The sequence below is a fragment of the Streptomyces sp. NPDC041968 genome, from assembly GCF_055589025.1.
Genome location: NZ_JBVJCB010000015.1, coordinates 134,288 through 150,691, shown reverse-complemented (window position 1 = coordinate 150,691; position 16,404 = coordinate 134,288). Strand labels below are relative to the sequence as shown.

14 protein-coding genes are annotated in these 16,404 nt (G+C 72.5%); 10 read left to right on the top strand and 4 right to left on the bottom strand.

Annotated elements, in window-relative coordinates; genetic code table 11:
- Positions 1-40 precede the first annotated feature (40 nt).
- The 4 genes from ACZ6EG_RS30515 (at position 41) to ACZ6EG_RS30500 (ending at position 4,186) form a co-directional block, all read left to right on the top strand.
- Positions 41-1,081 carry a sensor histidine kinase gene (locus tag ACZ6EG_RS30515; RefSeq protein WP_391972112.1) on the top strand — a complete coding sequence of 347 codons (1,041 nt, stop codon included), beginning with the start codon at positions 41-43 and terminating at the stop codon, positions 1,079-1,081.
- The gene (locus ACZ6EG_RS30510) at positions 1,081-1,740 is read left to right on the top strand and encodes a response regulator transcription factor (protein ID WP_356611266.1); all 660 of its coding nucleotides are present in this window, start codon (positions 1,081-1,083) and stop codon (positions 1,738-1,740) included. Before ACZ6EG_RS30515 ends, ACZ6EG_RS30510 begins: the two co-directional genes overlap by 1 nt.
- A gap of 135 nt (positions 1,741-1,875) precedes the next feature.
- Positions 1,876-3,393, top strand: coding sequence for a tRNA (N6-isopentenyl adenosine(37)-C2)-methylthiotransferase MiaB (gene miaB, locus ACZ6EG_RS30505; protein ID WP_391972113.1), 1,518 nt, complete (start codon positions 1,876-1,878; stop codon positions 3,391-3,393).
- A 70-nt stretch (positions 3,394-3,463) separates the two neighbouring features.
- Positions 3,464-4,186, top strand: coding sequence for a class III extradiol dioxygenase subunit B-like domain-containing protein (locus ACZ6EG_RS30500; protein WP_469609348.1), 723 nt, complete (start codon positions 3,464-3,466; stop codon positions 4,184-4,186).
- A gap of 202 nt (positions 4,187-4,388) precedes the next feature.
- Here the strand turns inward: ACZ6EG_RS30500 and ACZ6EG_RS30495 are convergent, their stop codons facing one another.
- The gene (locus ACZ6EG_RS30495; protein WP_391972115.1) at positions 4,389-4,658 is read right to left on the bottom strand and encodes an antitoxin; all 270 of its coding nucleotides are present in this window, start codon (positions 4,656-4,658) and stop codon (positions 4,389-4,391) included.
- A gap of 25 nt (positions 4,659-4,683) precedes the next feature.
- Positions 4,684-4,950, bottom strand: a complete 267-nt coding sequence (locus ACZ6EG_RS30490; protein ID WP_391972116.1) for a hypothetical protein — start codon at positions 4,948-4,950, stop codon at positions 4,684-4,686.
- A gap of 182 nt (positions 4,951-5,132) precedes the next feature.
- Here ACZ6EG_RS30490 and miaA point away from each other — a divergent pair, with 182 nt between their 5' ends.
- From miaA to hflX, 6 genes are all read left to right on the top strand, one after another.
- Entirely contained in the window at positions 5,133-6,071 is a 939-nt protein-coding gene (gene miaA, locus ACZ6EG_RS30485; protein WP_391972117.1) for a tRNA (adenosine(37)-N6)-dimethylallyltransferase MiaA, read from the top strand.
- 107 nt (positions 6,072-6,178) lie between these two features.
- Positions 6,179-6,679 carry a hypothetical protein gene (locus ACZ6EG_RS30480; RefSeq protein WP_391972207.1) on the top strand — a complete coding sequence of 167 codons (501 nt, stop codon included), beginning with the start codon at positions 6,179-6,181 and terminating at the stop codon, positions 6,677-6,679.
- 150 nt (positions 6,680-6,829) lie between these two features.
- The gene (gene dapF / locus ACZ6EG_RS30475) at positions 6,830-7,699 is read left to right on the top strand and encodes a diaminopimelate epimerase (protein WP_391972118.1); all 870 of its coding nucleotides are present in this window, start codon (positions 6,830-6,832) and stop codon (positions 7,697-7,699) included.
- 216 nt (positions 7,700-7,915) lie between these two features.
- Positions 7,916-10,105, top strand: a complete 2,190-nt coding sequence (locus ACZ6EG_RS30470) for a RelA/SpoT family protein (protein ID WP_469609341.1) — start codon at positions 7,916-7,918, stop codon at positions 10,103-10,105.
- Positions 10,106-10,310: 205 nt separating this feature from the next.
- Positions 10,311-11,843, top strand: a complete 1,533-nt coding sequence (locus ACZ6EG_RS30465; RefSeq protein ID WP_469609338.1) for a M1 family metallopeptidase — start codon at positions 10,311-10,313, stop codon at positions 11,841-11,843.
- 146 nt (positions 11,844-11,989) lie between these two features.
- Positions 11,990-13,483 (top strand): GTPase HflX, encoded by a 1,494-nt coding sequence (gene hflX / locus ACZ6EG_RS30460; RefSeq protein ID WP_366768518.1) that lies wholly within the window; start codon positions 11,990-11,992, stop codon positions 13,481-13,483.
- A 65-nt stretch (positions 13,484-13,548) separates the two neighbouring features.
- Here hflX and ACZ6EG_RS30455 read toward each other — a convergent pair whose 3' ends face one another.
- Both ACZ6EG_RS30455 and ACZ6EG_RS30450 read right to left on the bottom strand, forming a co-directional pair.
- Entirely contained in the window at positions 13,549-14,760 is a 1,212-nt protein-coding gene (locus ACZ6EG_RS30455; protein ID WP_469609333.1) for a trypsin-like serine peptidase, read from the bottom strand.
- Between the two features lie 132 nt (positions 14,761-14,892).
- Positions 14,893-16,128: a trypsin-like serine peptidase gene (locus ACZ6EG_RS30450; RefSeq protein WP_391972122.1), complete on the bottom strand. Its 1,236-nt coding sequence runs from the start codon at positions 16,126-16,128 to the stop codon at positions 14,893-14,895.
- Positions 16,129-16,404 lie beyond the last annotated feature (276 nt).

The window sequence follows — 16,404 nt, the reverse complement described above, 5'->3', positions numbered from 1 at the left end:
GGTGTCGTGCGCGAAGGCCGGGAGGAGCGGAAAGAGGAACGTGTCGCTGTTCTGGCGGATCTTCTCGCTCAACGCCGTCGGCCTGGTCGTGGCCACCGCACTGCTGCTGGGACCGGTCACCGTGTCCACGCCCGTCCTCCCGGGAGAGGCGCTGATCCTGCTGGCGGGCCTCACCGCGCTGCTGGCGGGCAACGCGGTCGTCCTGCGCATCGGGCTCACTCCGCTGCACCGGCTCGGCCGGGCCATGGCCACCGCCGACCTGCTGGTGTCCGGGGCCCGTCCCACGGTCGCCGGACCGGCCGAGGCGGCGGAGCTGATCGCCACGTACAACACGATGCTGGACCGGCTCCAGGCCGAACGGGCCGCCGGCGCGGGCCGCGCGCTGCAGGCCCAGGAACGCGAACGCCACCGCATCGCCCGCGAACTCCACGACGAGGTCGGTCAGACCCTCACCGCCGTCCTCCTGCAACTGAAGCGGGTCGCCGACCGGGTCCCCGGTGAACTGCGTGAGGAAGTGTCCCTGGCCCAGGAGGCCACCCGGGCCGGCCTGGACGAGATCCGCCGCATCGCCCGCCGCCTGCGGCCCGGGGTCCTCGAGGAGCTGGGCCTCGCCAGTGCCCTGCGTTCGCTCGCCGCCGAGTTCACCCACCACGGGCTGACCGTCCACCACCACGTCCACGGCGACCTGCCCCGGCTCGGCCCGGAGGCGGAACTCGTGATCTACCGGGTCGCCCAGGAGGGCCTGACCAACACCGCCCGCCACGCCTCCGCCGACCGCGCGGAACTCCGCCTCCGGCCGGTGCCCGACGGCGTCGAACTGCTCGTCCGCGACAACGGCACCGGTCTCGGCGCGGCCCCCGAGGGAGCCGGCATCCGGGGGATGCGCGAGCGGGCCCTGTTGACGGGGGCCGACCTCCGCGTCGCCCCCGCACCCGGCCGGGGCACCGAAGTACGCCTGCGCGTCCCCGCCCCGAACCGGGGACCGCACGGCGGGCACCAGTCCCCACCCGTAACGCCTGCCCCCGCCCCCGCACACCCCGTCGGCGACCGCACCGCAGACCGAACCGGAGACCGCCCCTGATGCCCCCACGGCCCCCGATCCGCGTCCTGCTGGCCGACGACCACACCCTCGTGCGCCGCGGGGTGCGCCTCATCCTGGACGGCGAACCGGACCTGACCGTGGTCGCCGAGGCCGGTGACGGCGCGGAGGCGGTGTCCGCGGCGCGGGCCACCGAGGTCGACCTGGCCGTCCTGGACGTCGCCATGCCCCGCATGACCGGTCTCCAGGCGGCGCGCGAACTCTCCCGCCGTCTGCCAGAGCTGCGCATCCTCATACTGACGATGTACGACAACGAGCAGTACTTCTTCGAGGCCCTCAAGGCCGGTGCCTGCGGATACGTCCTCAAGTCCGTCGCCGACCGCGACCTCGTCGAGGCGTGCCGCGCCGCCGTGCGCGACGAGCCGTTCATCTACCCGGGCGCGGAGCGGGCCCTGGTCCGCTCCTACCTGGACCGCCTGCACAGCGGTGGCGGCCTGCCCGAGCGACCCATCACCGAGCGGGAAGAGGAGATCCTCAAACTGGTCGCCGAGGGCCACACCTCGAAGGAGATCGGCGAGCTGCTGTTCATCAGCGCCAAGACCGTGGAACGCCACCGTGCGAACCTCCTCCAGAAGCTGGGCGTCCGGGACCGCCTGGAACTCACCCGGTACGCGATCCGCGCGGGCCTCATCGAGCCCTGAGCGCCAGGCGCCCCCTCCGGCCCCGCCCGCTCCGAACAGCCTCTGACCAGCCGTGTCCCCCGCCCCGGCCGTCCGTCGCCCCGGTTGTCCACAGGCGGCCCGGGTCATCGCCGCGGACCGCCTACCCTTATTGCCATGAGCAGCATCGACCGGAGCCAGTCAGTGGGCGGCACGCGCACCTACGAAGTACGCACCTACGGGTGCCAGATGAACGTCCACGACTCCGAGCGATTGTCCGGTCTGCTGGAGGGCGCGGGCTACGTGCGTGCCCCGGAGGGTGCCGACGGCGAGGCGGACGTCGTCGTCTTCAACACCTGCGCCGTCCGGGAGAACGCCGACAACAAGCTGTACGGCAACCTCGGCCACCTCGCCCCGAAGAAGGCGAGCCGGCCCGGGATGCAGATCGCGGTCGGCGGCTGCCTGGCGCAGAAGGACCGCGACACCATCGTGAAGCGGGCCCCCTGGGTGGACGTCGTCTTCGGCACGCACAACATCGGCAAGCTGCCGGTGCTGCTGGAGCGCGCCCGCGTCCAGGAGGAGGCGCAGGTCGAGATCGCCGAGTCCCTGGAGGCGTTCCCCTCCACGCTGCCGACGCGCCGCGAGAGCGCGTACGCGGCCTGGGTCTCCATCTCCGTCGGCTGCAACAACACGTGCACCTTCTGCATCGTCCCGGCGCTGCGCGGCAAGGAGAAGGACCGGCGTCCCGGCGACATCCTCGCCGAGGTCGAGGCCCTGGTCGCCGAGGGCGTCTCCGAGATCACCCTGCTCGGGCAGAACGTCAACGCGTACGGCTCCGACATCGGCGACCGGGAGGCGTTCAGCAAGCTGCTCCGCGCCTGCGGGTCGATCGAGGGCCTGGAGCGGGTCCGCTTCACCTCTCCGCACCCGCGCGACTTCACCGACGACGTCATCGCCGCCATGGCCGAGACACCGAACGTCATGCCGCAGCTGCACATGCCGCTGCAGTCCGGCTCCGACCCGGTACTGAAGGCGATGCGCCGCTCCTACCGCCAGGAGCGCTACCTGGGCATCATCGAGAAGGTGCGGGCCGCCATCCCGCACGCTGCGATCACCACCGACATCATCGTGGGCTTCCCCGGCGAGACCGAGGAGGACTTCGAGCAGACGCTGCACGTGATCCGCGAGGCCCGCTTCGCGCAGGCCTACACCTTCCAGTACTCCAAGCGTCCCGGCACCCCGGCCGCCGAGATGGACGGCCAGATCCCCAAGAAGGTCGTCCAGGAGCGTTACGAGCGTCTCGTCGCCCTTCAGGAGGAGATCTCCTGGGAGGAGAACAAGAAGCAGGTCGGCCGCACCCTGGAGCTGATGGTCGCCGAGGGCGAAGGCCGCAAGGACGGCGCCACGCACCGCCTCTCCGGCCGCGCTCCCGACAACCGCCTGGTGCACTTCACCAAGCCCGGCCAGGAGGTCCGCCCGGGCGATGTCGTGACGGTCGCGATCACCTACGCCGCCCCGCACCACCTGCTCGCCGAGGGCGAGGTGCTCGGCGTGCGCCGCACCCGCGCGGGCGACGCGTGGGAGAAGCGCAACGCGACCGAGAAGGCGAAGCCCGTGGGCGTGATGCTGGGCCTGCCGAAGATCGGCGCTCCCGAGCCCCAGCCCGTCGTGGCGAGCGGCTGCGGCTGCGACTGACCGCACGGAGGACGGCGGCCGACCGCGGGTGCGGCGGCCGCGGACGCGGGACGGGACTACGCTGCCGATCATGCTTGTCGCCGCCGCTGTCTGTCCCTGCCCGCCGCTCCTCGTGCCGGAGGTCGCCGCGGGCGCCGCACCCGAGCTGGACGCCGCACGGGCCGCGTGCATGGACGCGCTGGGCCTGCTCGCGGCCGCCCGGCCCGACCGGCTGGTGGTCGTCGGACCCGGTGACGGCCCGGGACCGGAGGTCTTCCCCCAGGGCACGCCGGGCTCGTTCCGTGGCTTCGGCGTGGACACGGACGTGTGCCTGGGCCCGGAGGCCGGTGCGCGGACCGAGCGCACGGGGCGCGAACTGCCGTACGGGCTCGCCGTCGGCGCCTGGCTGCTCGGACGGACCGGGTGGGCGGAGGTCCCCGTCGAGGGCGTCGGCGTGGGCGAGTCCCTTCCCGCCGGGCGCTGCGTCGACCTCGGACGGGAGGTCGTGGCAGGGGGCGGGAGAGTGGCGCTGCTCGTGCTGGGTGACGCCAGCGCGTGCCGCACGCTCAAGGCTCCGGGTTACCTCGACGAGCGGGCGGCACCCTTCGACGCCGAGGTGGGGCGGGCGCTGGGAACGGCGGACGTGGCCGCCCTGGCGGCGATGGACGTGGTGCGGGCCCGCGAGCTGAAGGCGTCCGGCCGGGCGCCGTGGCAAGTGCTGGCGGGCGCGGCGGAGGGTGCCGGTCTCGCCGGCGCGCTGCTGTACGAGGACGCGCCCTACGGGGTGGGTTACGTCGTGGCCGCCTGGTCATAGCGCGGCGCCTGGAGGGCCGGGGAGGCCTGGCAGACGGCCGGAGGGAGCGAGGGATACGCGGAGCATCGCGGCGCCTGGCACGGCATCGGCTGTGCGCGAGCGGGCGGACGGCCCGGAGCTGGCCGCTCGTGACCGTCCGCCGCCGCGGTGGCGGTGACCCGTGTGCGGGCCGATGCCCGGGGCGTACTCGGCCCGTACCCGGTCAGGAAGCAGGCGGCGGACCGGCGGGCGGGGTGCCGCCGCTTCCGTCCGTGCCGTCGGCGTCCTTGTGGGCGAGGCGATCCATGGCGCCCTTGGCCTTGCCGGAGCCGGTCTGGATCCGATCGCTGTACTTGCCCTTGGTCTTCTCGTCCACGGTCCTCGCCACTTTGTCGAGACCGCGGTCGATCTTGTCCCCGTGCTGCTGCGCGAGGTCGGTGACCTTGCCCTTCGCCGGTTCCAGCTTGGCTTTCAGATTGTCCAGGAGACCCATGGTTCGCCTTCCCTCACGGAAGCAGTCAGGTGCGGGCGCCCTTGTCGGCCTCGTTGTCGACGGCCTCCCCGGCGGACTGCTGCTTGGGGATGCCGACGCTGTCCGAGTCGGCGGCCTCGTCGGCCTCCGCGGGCTGTGCCGTGTTCCGGGGGCCGGTCTCGGCCGCCTCCGCGGTCTCGGCCGCGCCTTCCTCCGCCGCGCGCTCGGTGTCCGGGGTGTCGGTCTCCGTCTCGGCGACCGGTGCCTCCTCGGAGGTCTTCGACTTCTGGAAGAACCGTGCAAAAACGCCCATATCAACTCCATACGTTACTCGTGCGGGCGAAATCCCGCGGCATCCGGTGCGTCCGTTTGCGTGGCCGGGGCCATGGCCCCGGTGATCCGGGGAGCGGGAACCTCGAACGAGCAACGACCCCGGATCCGCGCCGTCACGTAACTCGTTCGAGGGTGGAGAGAGAGGTTTGCGAGACTGGTGCGGTGAGCAGCGCGCATCCCGCACCCCGAGTCATCGCCGTAGTCGGACCCACTGCGGCCGGAAAGTCCGATCTGGGCGTTTTCCTGGCCCAGCGGCTCGGCGGCGAGGTCGTCAACGCCGACTCCATGCAGCTCTACCGTGGGATGGACATCGGCACCGCCAAGCTGACGCCCGGGGAACGCGGCGACGTGCCCCACCACCTCCTCGACATCTGGGACGTCACGGTCACGGCTTCCGTCGCCGAGTACCAGCGGATGGCGCGGGAGCGGATCGACGCCCTGCTCGCCCAGGGGCGCTGGCCCGTCCTCGTCGGCGGCTCCGGCCTCTACGTCCGCGGCGCCGTCGACAACCTCGAGTTCCCCGGAACCGACCCCGAGGTCAGGGCCCGGCTGGAGGAGGAGCTCGCGCTGCGGGGCCCGGCTGCGCTCCACGCCCGGCTGGCCGCAGCCGACCCTGAGGCGGGACGGGCCATCCTGCCGAGCAACGGGCGCCGGATCGTGCGCGCCCTGGAGGTGATCGAGATCACCGGCAGGCCCTTCACCGCCAACCTCCCCGGCCACGACTCGGTCTACGACACCGTGCAGATCGGCGTGGACGTGGCGCGCCCCGAGCTGGACGAGCGCATCGCCCTGCGGGTCGACCGGATGTGGGAGGCGGGGCTGGTCGACGAAGTGCGCGCACTCGAAGCCCAGGGGTTGCGCGGGGGGCGTACGGCGTCGCGCGCGCTCGGCTACCAGCAGGTGCTCGCGGCCCTCGCCGGCGAGTGCACGATGGACGAGGCGCGGGCCGAGACCGTCCGTGCCACCAAACGCTTCGCGCGCCGTCAGGATTCGTGGTTCAGGCGCGACCCGCGGGTGCATTGGTTGAGTGGGGCTGTGGCGGATCGCACGGAACTTCCGCGGCTCGCGCTGTCGTTGGTCGAACGACCGGTTACAGCCTGATCACGTGATGGCATCGGGACGCCCCGGCCGTCATCGCGGCCTCCGGCGGCGTGCCATCATCGAGCTTCGATCGACCGATTGAGTCCTAGTTGGGAGGGCGCGTGGCGATGGAGGCCGGCCCTCGCGACACCGCACCGAGTACCGAGCACGAGCCCGCCGACCACGACGGGCCGGAGCCGGCCGGAGCCGCTCTGAGCCCCGACGGACCCGACGAGACGCCGGTGGGTGTGGCGGCCGACGGTCCGCAGCCCGAGGAGATGTACCCGGACGAGGTCGAGGTCGAGCTGCGCCCGCAGCGGCGACTGCGGATCTGGCAGCTCGCGCCCATCGTGTGTCTGGCCGCGGTCGGCTCCCTGATGTTCGCGTTCCCGCTCGCCTTCGACTTCGGCGACAGCGGCGCCGTGATCGCGATGCTCGGACTGCTGATCTGCTCCTGCGCGGCGGGCTGGGGCATGATGGCCGCCCGCCGGGTCGGTTACACCTGGCCGGGCCTGCCGCAGCGCGGCTCGGGACGCCGTGCCGACTGGCGGATGATCCTGGTCTACGTCCTGGCGGTCGCCGCCGTGGTCGTCCTGGCCGTGTGGCGGGTGGCCCGCCTGCGCGGCTGACCCGGCGCACAGCCGAGGGTCCGGCGGTCGAGCGCACCCGACGCGCGCCGCGTCACGCCCCGGCTCCCGTCCGTGGCCGGGCCGACCGGCGTGTGCCGTCGCGGCGCCCGCCCCCGTCGTCCTGTCGTCGCCACCCCGTACGATCGAGGAATGAGCACGCGGATCGCCTTCCTCAAGGGTCACGGCACCGAGAACGACTTCGTGATCGTCCCGGACCCGGAGAACGCCATCGACCTGCCCCCCGCCGCGGCCGCGGCCCTGTGCGACCGCCGCGCGGGCATCGGCGCCGACGGGCTGCTGCACGTGGTGCGCTCCGCAGCGCACCCCGAGGCCAGGAACATGGCGGCCGAGGCGGAGTGGTTCATGGACTACCGCAACGGCGACGGCTCGGTCGCGGAGATGTGCGGCAACGGCGTCCGGGTCTTCGCGCGCTACCTCCAGCGTGCCGGACTCGCCACCGAGGGCGACCTCGCCGTCGCCACGCGCGGTGGTGTGAAGACCGTGCACATCGCCAAGAACGGCGACATCACCGTGGGCATGGGCCGCGCGCTGCTCCCCGAGGGCGACGTCTCGGTGAGCGTCGGCGAGCGCAGCTGGCCCGCGCGGAACGTGAACATGGGCAATCCGCACGCGGTGGCCTTCGTCACGGACCTCGACCACGCGGGCGACCTGTTCGCCCCGCCGCCGTTCGAGCCCGCGGCCGCCTACCCGGACGGGGTGAACATCGAGTTCGTCGTCGACCGCGGACCGGGCCACGTCGCGATGCGCGTGCACGAGCGCGGCTCCGGGGAGACCCGCTCCTGCGGCACCGGCGCCTGCGCCGTCGCCGTCGCCACCGCCCGCAGGGACGGCGCCGACCCGGCCGTCACCGGTACCCCGGTGACGTACACCGTCGACGTACCCGGTGGCACCCTGGTGATCACCGAGCGGCCCGACGGCGAGATCGAGATGACGGGCCCCGCGGTGATCGTCGCCGAGGGCGAGTTCGACGCAGACTGGCTGGAAGGGGTACTCGACTGAACCACAGCCCGGTCCAAGACACTCAGTGCGAAAACGTAAACCCTCGGTCCATCGCTCGAATGGGTGATCCGTTTCACGCTCGGCGAGAGGCGGTCAGCCGCACGTGATGGGCTCGATAGCATCAAGCACCGGCCCGGACGGGGGACCGACACCATCCCCTGAGCCGTGTCCGCCCTGGGATACCCCGTCCGCCGGTCCGCGCAGCCGGAGGTGCCCATGAATGCGGAGGCCGTGAATCCAGCGAGCCCAGGCCCGATGACGCCCGCGGTCGCCGGCGGCGTCGCGCCGTCCGCGCCCCGCCGGAAGTCCCGCCCCCGGATCGACCTGCGCCGCCTGGGGCGCGCCGCACTGCTCGGCTCCACCGCCCGCGGCCGGCTGCCCGACGCCATCGGCCACGTCGTCGAGGCCCACCGCGCCCACCACCCCGACGCCGACCTGGACCCGCTCCGTCGCGCCTACGTCCTGGCCGAGTCCTCGCACCGCGGCCAGATGCGCAAGAGCGGCGAGCCCTACATCACGCACCCCCTCGCCGTGACCCTGATCCTTGCGGAACTGGGCGCGGAGACCACCACGTTGACCGCCTCCCTCCTCCACGACACGGTCGAGGACACCGAGGTGACCCTCGACCAGGTGGGCGAGGAGTTCGGCGCCGAGGTCCGCTATCTCGTCGACGGCGTCACCAAGCTGGAGAAGGTCGACTACGGCGCCGCCGCCGAGCCCGAGACCTTCCGCAAGATGCTCCTCGCCACCGGCAACGACGTCCGCGTGATGTCGATCAAACTCGCCGACCGGCTGCACAACATGCGCACCCTCGGCGTCATGCGCCGCGAGAAGCAGGAGCGTATCGCCAAGGTCACCCGGGACGTGCTCATCCCACTCGCCGAACGGCTCGGCGTGCAGGCGCTCAAGTCCGAACTGGAGGACCTCGTCTTCGCGGTCATGCACCCCGAGGAGTACGAGCGCACGCGGAAACTGGTCGACGAGAATGCCGCCCGCGCGGACGACCCCCTGGCGGCGGTCGCCGACGAGGTGCGCAAGGTGCTGCGCGAGGCCGACATCCCCGCCGAAGTCCTCATCCGGCCCCGCCACTTCGTCTCCGTCCACCGCGTCTCCCGCAAACGCGGTCCGCTGGGCGGCGCCGACTTCGGCCGTCTCCTGGTCCTTGTACAGGAGGACGCCGACTGCTACGCCGTCCTCGGCGAGTTGCACACCTGCATGACGCCCGTCGTCTCGGAGTTCAAGGACTTCATCGCCGTCCCCAAGTTCAACCTGTACCAGTCGCTGCACACCGCGGTGGCCCGCGCGCACGACGGACAGGTCGTCGAAGTCCTCATCCGCACCCACCAGATGCACAAGGTCGCGGAGGCCGGCGTCGTCGCCCTCGGCAACCCCTACGCCCAGCCGCCGGAGGAGCAGACCACCGGCGACGGCGAGCGGATCGACCCGACCCGGCCCGGCTGGCTGTCGCGGCTGCTCGACTGGCAGCGGGGCGCCCCCGACCCCGACACCTTCTGGTCCACCCTCCGCGAGGACCTCGCCCAGGACCGCGAGATCACCGTCTTCCGCCCCGACGGCCGGGCCCTGGGCCTCCCCGAGGGCGCGACCTGCGTCGACGCCGCGTACGCCCAGTACGGAGAGGACGCGCACGCCTCCATGGGCGCCCGGGTCAACGGCCGTCTGGCGACGATGAGCACGGTGCTCCGGGACGGCGACACCGTGCAGCTCCTGATGGGCCAGGACCCGGCCTCGCAACCCTCCAGGGAGTGGCTGGAGCACGCCCACACGCCCGCCGCGCGGATCGCCATCCAGCGCCGGCTGGCCTCCCACCCGGAGCCGGTGCCCGCCGCCGAAGCGGAGCGGACCTCCGAGGACTCCGAGGACTCCGAGCACTCCCTTTCCGGCGACGCGCCCGCCCCCCGCCCCGCGGCCGACGGGCCGGCCCTCCGCCCCGTGTCCGCCGACGTCCTGGTGGACCTGCCGGGGGCGACCGTACGGCTGGCCGGCTGCTGCACCCCCGTGCCGCCCGACGAGATCACCGGCTTCGCCGTGCGCGGGGGAGTGGTGACCGTGCACCGCGCGGAGTGCGCCGTGGTGGCGCGGATGAAGAGCGCGGGTCGCCCGGAGGTGGGCGTGCGCTGGGGAGAGAGCACCCAGTGCCGGGTCACCCTGCTCGCCGAATCGTTCGGCCGCCCGCACCTCCTCGCCGACCTCACCGAGGCCATGGCCCTCGAAGGCGCCGAGATCGTCTCCGCGACCGTCGAGCCCCCCGACCGGCAGCGGGTACGCCACAGCTACACCGTCCTGCTCCCGGACGCGGCCAGGCTGCCCGCCCTCATGCGCGCCATGCGCGACGTGGCCGGCGTCTACGACGTGAGCCGGGCCCAGCCGCAGACCACGGGAGTCTGAGCCGCACCGGGCCGGGCCGAGTCGTAAGAAGGCCGGGCGGCGGGGGCGCCGGGCCGCACGGGCCGCACCGGGCCCAGTCGTCTGCAGGCCGGGCCACACGGGTCGGGCCGCACCGGGTCGGTCCCGGCGGCCGGGACCTACACGTTCGGGTGTCCCGGGCGCGCGCCGTCGCCGCGACGCACGCGCGCGTTGATAGCCGTGAGGGATGCCGCACACCCCGCACACCCCGACTCCGCGCCCCCGTGGCCGGGCCCGCCGCCGGCTCCGGCTCGCCGCGCTGCTCGCCTCGGCCGTCTCCGTCTGCATGGTCGCCGCGAGCGCCCCGCCGGTCCCCCTCGGCGTAGGCGACCGCCTCTTCCCGCACCTGGGCAACCCCGGCTACGACGTGGCGGCGTACGACCTGTCCTTCACCTACACCGGCAGCAACAGCGAGCCGCTCAAGGCCGTCACCACCATCGACGCCCGGACCACGGCCGACCTGGACCGGGTCAACCTCGACTTCGCCCACGGCACGGTCGACTCCGTCGAGGTCGACGGCGAGCCCGCCGGGTTCGCGGCGGCCGGCGAGGACCTCGTCGTCACGCCCGAGGACGCGCTCGACGAGGGCGAGTGGACGCGCATCACCGTCCGGCACACCAGCGACCCCGTCTACCCCGAGGACCGCGAGGGCGGCTGGGTGCGCACCGCCGACGGCCTCGCCATGGCCAATCAGGCCGACGTCGCCCACTTGGTGTTCCCCTGCAACGACCACCCCTCCGACAAGGCGCGCTTCACCATCCGCGTCACCGCCCCCGACGGACTCACGGCCGTCGCGAACGGCCTGCCGGCGGGTGTGGAGCGCGACGGCGGAGCGACCACCTGGACGTACCGGCACGACCACCCCATGGCCACCGAGCTTGCCCAGGTCTCTATCGGCCGCTCCACCGTGCTGCGCCGCACCGGCCCGCACGGACTGCCCCTCAGGGACGTCGTGCCGACCGGGCACCGCGCGGCGCTCGAACCGTGGCTGGCGAAGACCCCCGACCAGATCACCTGGATGGAGGACAAGGTCGGGCCCTACCCCTTCGAGACGTACGGCCTGCTCATGGCCGACGCCACCACCGGATTCGAGCTGGAGACCCAGACGCTCTCCCTCTTCGAACGGGAGCTGTTCACCGAGCCCGGCTACCCCGAGTGGTACGTCGAGTCGATCATGGTGCACGAGCTGGCCCACCAGTGGTTCGGCAACAGCGTCGGCCCCGCCACCTGGTCCGACCTGTGGCTCAACGAGGGCCACGCCACCTGGTACGAGGCGCTCTACGCGGAGGAGACCGCCGACAAGCCCATGGAGGCGCGCATGAAGGCCGCCTACGGCGCCTCCGACCGCTGGCGTGCGAAGGGCGGACCGCCGGCCGCCCCGAAACCGCCCACCTCCGGCAGCAAGACCGGCATCTTCCGGGCCAACGTCTACGACGGCGCGGCCCTCGTGCTCTACGCCCTGCGCCAGGAGATCGGCCGCGCCGCCTTCGAGCGCCTCGAACGGACCTGGGTCGCCCGCCACCGGGACGGCACCGCGACGACCGCCGACTTCGTCCGGCTCGCCTCCGAGGTCTCCGGCCGTGACCTGGGCGCCTTCCTCCAGGCATGGTTGTACGGCCAGAAGACCCCGCCGATGCCCGGCCACCCGGACTGGAAGCCCACGGCGACCGACCAGGCGCCGGCGTCGGCCCCGGTCGCGGCCGGGGCGCACGGAGAATAAGCCGGTGACGAGACGGCCCGTGCCGTGCGACCATCTTCGCGGCGACGCGGTGCGGGCCGCGGGAATCTCCCCGGTGGCTCGCGCGTTGTGCACAGTGATGCGGTAGCAGTGCCGCACGCCACGTTTCCCAGCTACGTAAGGATCCAATGACCTCCTCTTCTTCCCCCTCCCAGGACACCAAGCGTCTCGCGCAGACCTATCCCGAGGGCCTTCGGGCCGATGCCCTGATGGAAGAGGACGTCGCCTGGAGCCACGACATCGCGTCCGAGTGGGACGGCGAGCAGCTCGACCGCGCCGACCGCGCGGCCCTGCGCCGGGTGGCAGGCCTCTCCACAGAGCTCGAGGACGTCACCGAGGTCGAGTACCGCCAGCTCCGTCTGGAACGGGTCGTCCTCGTCGGCGTGTGGACCTCGGGCACGGTGCAGGACGCCGAGAACTCCCTCGCCGAGCTCGCCGCGCTCGCGGAGACCGCGGGCGCGCTCGTGCTCGACGGGGTCGTCCAGCGCCGCGACAAGCCCGACGCCGCCACCTACATCGGCTCCGGCAAGGCCGAGGAGCTGCGGGACGTCGTCCTCGACACGGGCGCGGACACCGTCATCTGCGACGGTGAACTCAGCCCGGGCCAGCTGATCCACCTCGAGGACGTCGTCAAGGTCAAGGTCATCGACCGCACGGCCCTGATCCTGGACATCTTCGCCCAGCACGCCAAGTCCCGAGAGGGCAAGGCGCAGGTAGCGCTCGCGCAGATGCAGTACATGCTGCCGAGGCTGCGCGGCTGGGGTCAGTCGCTGTCCCGTCAGATGGGCGGCGGCAAGGGCGGCGGCCTCGCCACCCGTGGCCCCGGTGAGACCAAGATCGAGACGGACCGGCGCCGCATCCGCGAGAAGATGGCGAAGATGCGCCGGGAGATCGCGGAGATGAAGACCGGCCGCGAGATCAAGCGCCAGGAGCGCAAGCGCCACAAGGTGCCGTCCGTCGCCATCGCGGGCTACACCAACGCGGGCAAGTCCTCGCTGCTCAACCGCCTCACCGGCGCGGGCGTGCTGGTCGAGAACGCGCTGTTCGCGACCCTCGACCCGACCGTGCGCCGGGCCGAGACGCCGAGCGGCCGGCTGTACACGCTGGCGGACACCGTCGGCTTCGTCCGGCACCTGCCGCACCACCTGGTCGAGGCGTTCCGCTCCACGATGGAGGAGGTCGGCGACTCCGACCTGATCCTGCACGTGGTGGACGGTTCGCATCCGGCTCCGGAGGAGCAGCTGGCCGCCGTGCGCGAGGTGATCAGGGACGTCGGTGCCACCGACGTGCCCGAGATCGTCGTGATCAACAAGGCCGACATGGCGGACCCGGTGGTCCTCCAGCGACTGCTGCGGGTGGAGAAGCGCTCCATCGCCGTCTCGGCCCGCACCGGGCAGGGCATCGCCGAGCTGCTCGCCCTGGTCGACAACGAGCTGCCGCGTCCGTCGGTCGAGGTCGAGGCGCTCGTGCCGTACACCCGGGGTGGGCTGGTCGCCCGCGCCCACGACGAGGGCGAGGTGCTGTCCGAGGAGCACACCCCGGAGGGCACCCTCCTCAAGGTGCGGGTGCACGAGGAGCTGGCGGCGGAGCTGACGCCGTACGCTCCGGCGCCCCTCGGCTGAGGCACGCACGGCAATGACGAGGGCCCGCTTCCCACGACGGGGGAGCGGGCCCTCGCACGTGCGGATCACTGACCGCCGTACGTCCTGCTCATGTTCTGGTACATCGCCTCGGCCTCCCGGCCCAGCTGCGGGCCCGCCAGCCAGGTGTTCTCCAGCGGACCGATCGAGGTGTTCGAGACCAGCACGGTCTCACCGTCCACCACCCGGAACCAGCCGCCGCCGGACGAGCCCCCGGTCATGGTGCAGCCGATGCGGTACATCGTCGGCAGCGACGGGCTGAGCGACAGCCGGCCGGGCCGGTCGACGCACTTGAACATGGTCAGGCCGTTGTAGGGCGGAGCGGCGGGGTAGCCCCAGGCGCCCATGCTGGCGATCTCCGTCGCGGACGGGGCGGAGAAGTCCACCTCCAGCGCCGCGCCCACCGTCTCCTCCAGGGACTTGCCGCCCTGCTCCGGCTTCACGTGCAGCACGGAGTAGTCGTACGCGGCTCCGTCACCGCCGTCCTGCGCGCCGCCCCGGATCCACTGGTTCGAGGTCGACGCCCAGTCGGCCCACCAGGTGCCGTACGGGGCCATCTCGCCGGTCGTCGCGTCCGCCAGCTCCGTCTCGCTCTTGTCGAGATCGTTGTACGACGGCACGAAGGCGAGGTTGCGGTACCAGCCGCCGCTGCCCCCCGCGTGCACGCAGTGGCCCGCCGTCCAGACCAGGTTGGACTTGCCCGGGTGGTTCACGTCCTTGACGACCGTGCCGGAACAGACCATCGAACCCTCGGGGGAGTCGAAGAAGACCTTGCCGACCGGGGCGGCGTTCCGGCGGTACGGCGTCTTCTCGGCCACGGCCTCGACGGGGGCCGGCTCCGGGTCGGTGGCCCCCTGGTCGGCGGCGGCGTCCTTGGTGCCGATGGTCTTGTCGGCCGCCTTCGCGGACTTCATCCGGTCCGGCTGCCACAGGCCTTCGATCACCGGATTGACGAAGTCCTTGGCCTCACTGAGCCACTTGTCCCTGTCCCAGTCCTTCCAGCCGCCGTCCTTCCACCGGTCGACGTCGATGCCGTGCTCCTCGAGCCGGTCGGCGAGGCCGGTCGGGACCTCCACCTGACCGTCGGCGCCGGTACCGGCGGCCTGGGAGGTGCCGCCGCCGGGCTCCGCGTCGGCCTCGACCCCCTCCGAACCACCGCAGGCGGTCATGGTGAGGGCCAGGGCGGCGACGAGGCCGGTGGCGGCGAGTGCCGTGCGCCGCCAAGGGCGTGGCGCGGCGGACGCGGCTGTGGAACGCATGGTGAGGGGACCCCCGTTGACTTGCCTGTGAGTGCGGACGTACGAGTGTGCGGGCACGTGCGGTGCGGTGCGGGGCGCTCGCCCTGCGCACCCCACCGTTCACCCCGTGCGGCGCCGTGCCTCAGCGCCTGATCACTGGCCGGCGAACTTGCCGCTCACCGCGTCGAACACGCCCTTGGCCTCCTCGCCCAGCCGCGGACCGGCCAGCCAGCCTGCCGTCACCGGGCCGATCGAGGTGTTGGACACCAGCGCGGGCTTGCCGTCGGAACCGGCCGCGATCCAACCGCCGCCGGACGAACCTCCGGTCATGGTGCAGCCGATGCGGTACATCGTCGGGTCGGTGGCGTTGATCGACAGCCGCCCGGGCTTGTCCTCGCACTGGAAGAGCTTCTGGCCGTCGTAGGGCGGCGCGGCCGGGTAGCCGATCGCCTTGATGTTCTCGACCTGCGGCACGGCGGGCGCGTCGAAGTCCACCGGGAGCGCCGAACCGACCGTCTCCTCCAGGGACTTGCCGTCGCTGCCCTTCTCCGGCGTCACGTGGATGACGGCGTAGTCGTGCGGGGCGCCGTCGCCGCCCGTCGCTCCGCCCTGCTCGATCCACTGGTCCGAGGTCTGCGCCCAGTCACCCCACCAGACGCCGTACGGGGCGACTTCTTCCTTGGTGGCGTTCTGGAGTTCCTCGTTCGACTTGCCGGCGTCGTTGTACGACGGTACGAAGGCGATGTTGCGGTACCAGCCGCCCTTCTTGCCGGCGTGCACACAGTGGCCCGCCGTCCACACCAGGTTCGACTTGCCGGGGTTGGCCGGATCCGCCACGACGGTCGCCGAGCAGACCATCGAGCCCTCGGGGGAGTCGAAGAGCAGCTTCCCGGCCGTCGCCGCGCTGTCGTGGTACTTGGGCGGCACGGCCTGCGCCTCGACCGGCACCGGCTCCGGGTCGGTCACGCCCTGGTCACCCGAGAGGTCGTTGTCGTCGACCTGCTGGTCCGGCTCCTCGGCCTCCCGCATCCGGTCCGGGTTCCACAGGTCCTCGATGATCGGGTTGACGAAGTCCTGCGCCTCACGCAGCCAGTCGTCCTTGTTCCAGTTCTTCCAGGCGCCGTCCTTCCACTCGTCGACGTCGATCCCGTGTTCCCTGAGCTTGTCCTTGATGTGCTCCGGGATCCGGATCTCGCCGTTGCCGCCGTCCGCAGCGGTCGCGGAGGCGGAGGCGTCGCCGCCCGCCTCGGCGTCACCGGAATCGCACGCCGTGGCGGTGAGGGCGAGCGCCGAGACGAGTGCCACGGTGACCGGCACGGGGGAGGTGGTGCGCCGCCCGCGCCCGCGCCTGTGTCCGCGCCCGGTGAAGGACGGCCGTATGGATCGCATGGTGTTGACTCCCCCTGCTGTGAACTGCACTGGAACGGCACCACACACTATTGGTTCGCTGTGGGGGAGTTCCGACGGAACGGCAACGGTTCGGATACAAGCCGTCTGACCTGGCCCGTCGCGCCCAGCGGTGGACGCCCCGTCCGGACACACCCGACGCCGGCGGCCTCCCCGACGGATCTCCGGGCAACCCGTAACCCGGCCGACGGGCGGCGGTTGGTACCGGTGGGGCCTGCTGTCCGGACGCGGCCCCTCGTGCCGTGGGCCCCCCGACAC

Excerpts from the sequence above, each read along its gene's own strand:
- ACZ6EG_RS30450 (WP_391972122.1), bottom strand. The coding sequence starts at position 16,128 with ATGCGATCCATACGGCCGTCCTTCACCGGGCGCGGACACAGGCGCGGG.
- ACZ6EG_RS30490 (WP_391972116.1), bottom strand. The coding sequence starts at position 4,950 with ATGGGCGTTTTTGCACGGTTCTTCCAGAAGTCGAAGACCTCCGAGGAG.
- ACZ6EG_RS30510 (WP_356611266.1), top strand. The coding sequence starts at position 1,081 with ATGCCCCCACGGCCCCCGATCCGCGTCCTGCTGGCCGACGACCACACC.
- ACZ6EG_RS30465 (WP_469609338.1), top strand. The coding sequence starts at position 10,311 with ATGCCGCACACCCCGCACACCCCGACTCCGCGCCCCCGTGGCCGGGCC.
- ACZ6EG_RS30500 (WP_469609348.1), top strand. The coding sequence starts at position 3,464 with ATGCTTGTCGCCGCCGCTGTCTGTCCCTGCCCGCCGCTCCTCGTGCCG.
- ACZ6EG_RS30470 (WP_469609341.1), top strand. The coding sequence starts at position 7,916 with ATGAATGCGGAGGCCGTGAATCCAGCGAGCCCAGGCCCGATGACGCCC.
- ACZ6EG_RS30455 (WP_469609333.1), bottom strand. The coding sequence starts at position 14,760 with ATGCGTTCCACAGCCGCGTCCGCCGCGCCACGCCCTTGGCGGCGCACG.
- dapF (WP_391972118.1), top strand. The coding sequence starts at position 6,830 with ATGAGCACGCGGATCGCCTTCCTCAAGGGTCACGGCACCGAGAACGAC.
- ACZ6EG_RS30495 (WP_391972115.1), bottom strand. The coding sequence starts at position 4,658 with ATGGGTCTCCTGGACAATCTGAAAGCCAAGCTGGAACCGGCGAAGGGC.
- ACZ6EG_RS30480 (WP_391972207.1), top strand. The coding sequence starts at position 6,179 with ATGGAGGCCGGCCCTCGCGACACCGCACCGAGTACCGAGCACGAGCCC.
- hflX (WP_366768518.1), top strand. The coding sequence starts at position 11,990 with ATGACCTCCTCTTCTTCCCCCTCCCAGGACACCAAGCGTCTCGCGCAG.
- miaB (WP_391972113.1), top strand. The coding sequence starts at position 1,876 with ATGAGCAGCATCGACCGGAGCCAGTCAGTGGGCGGCACGCGCACCTAC.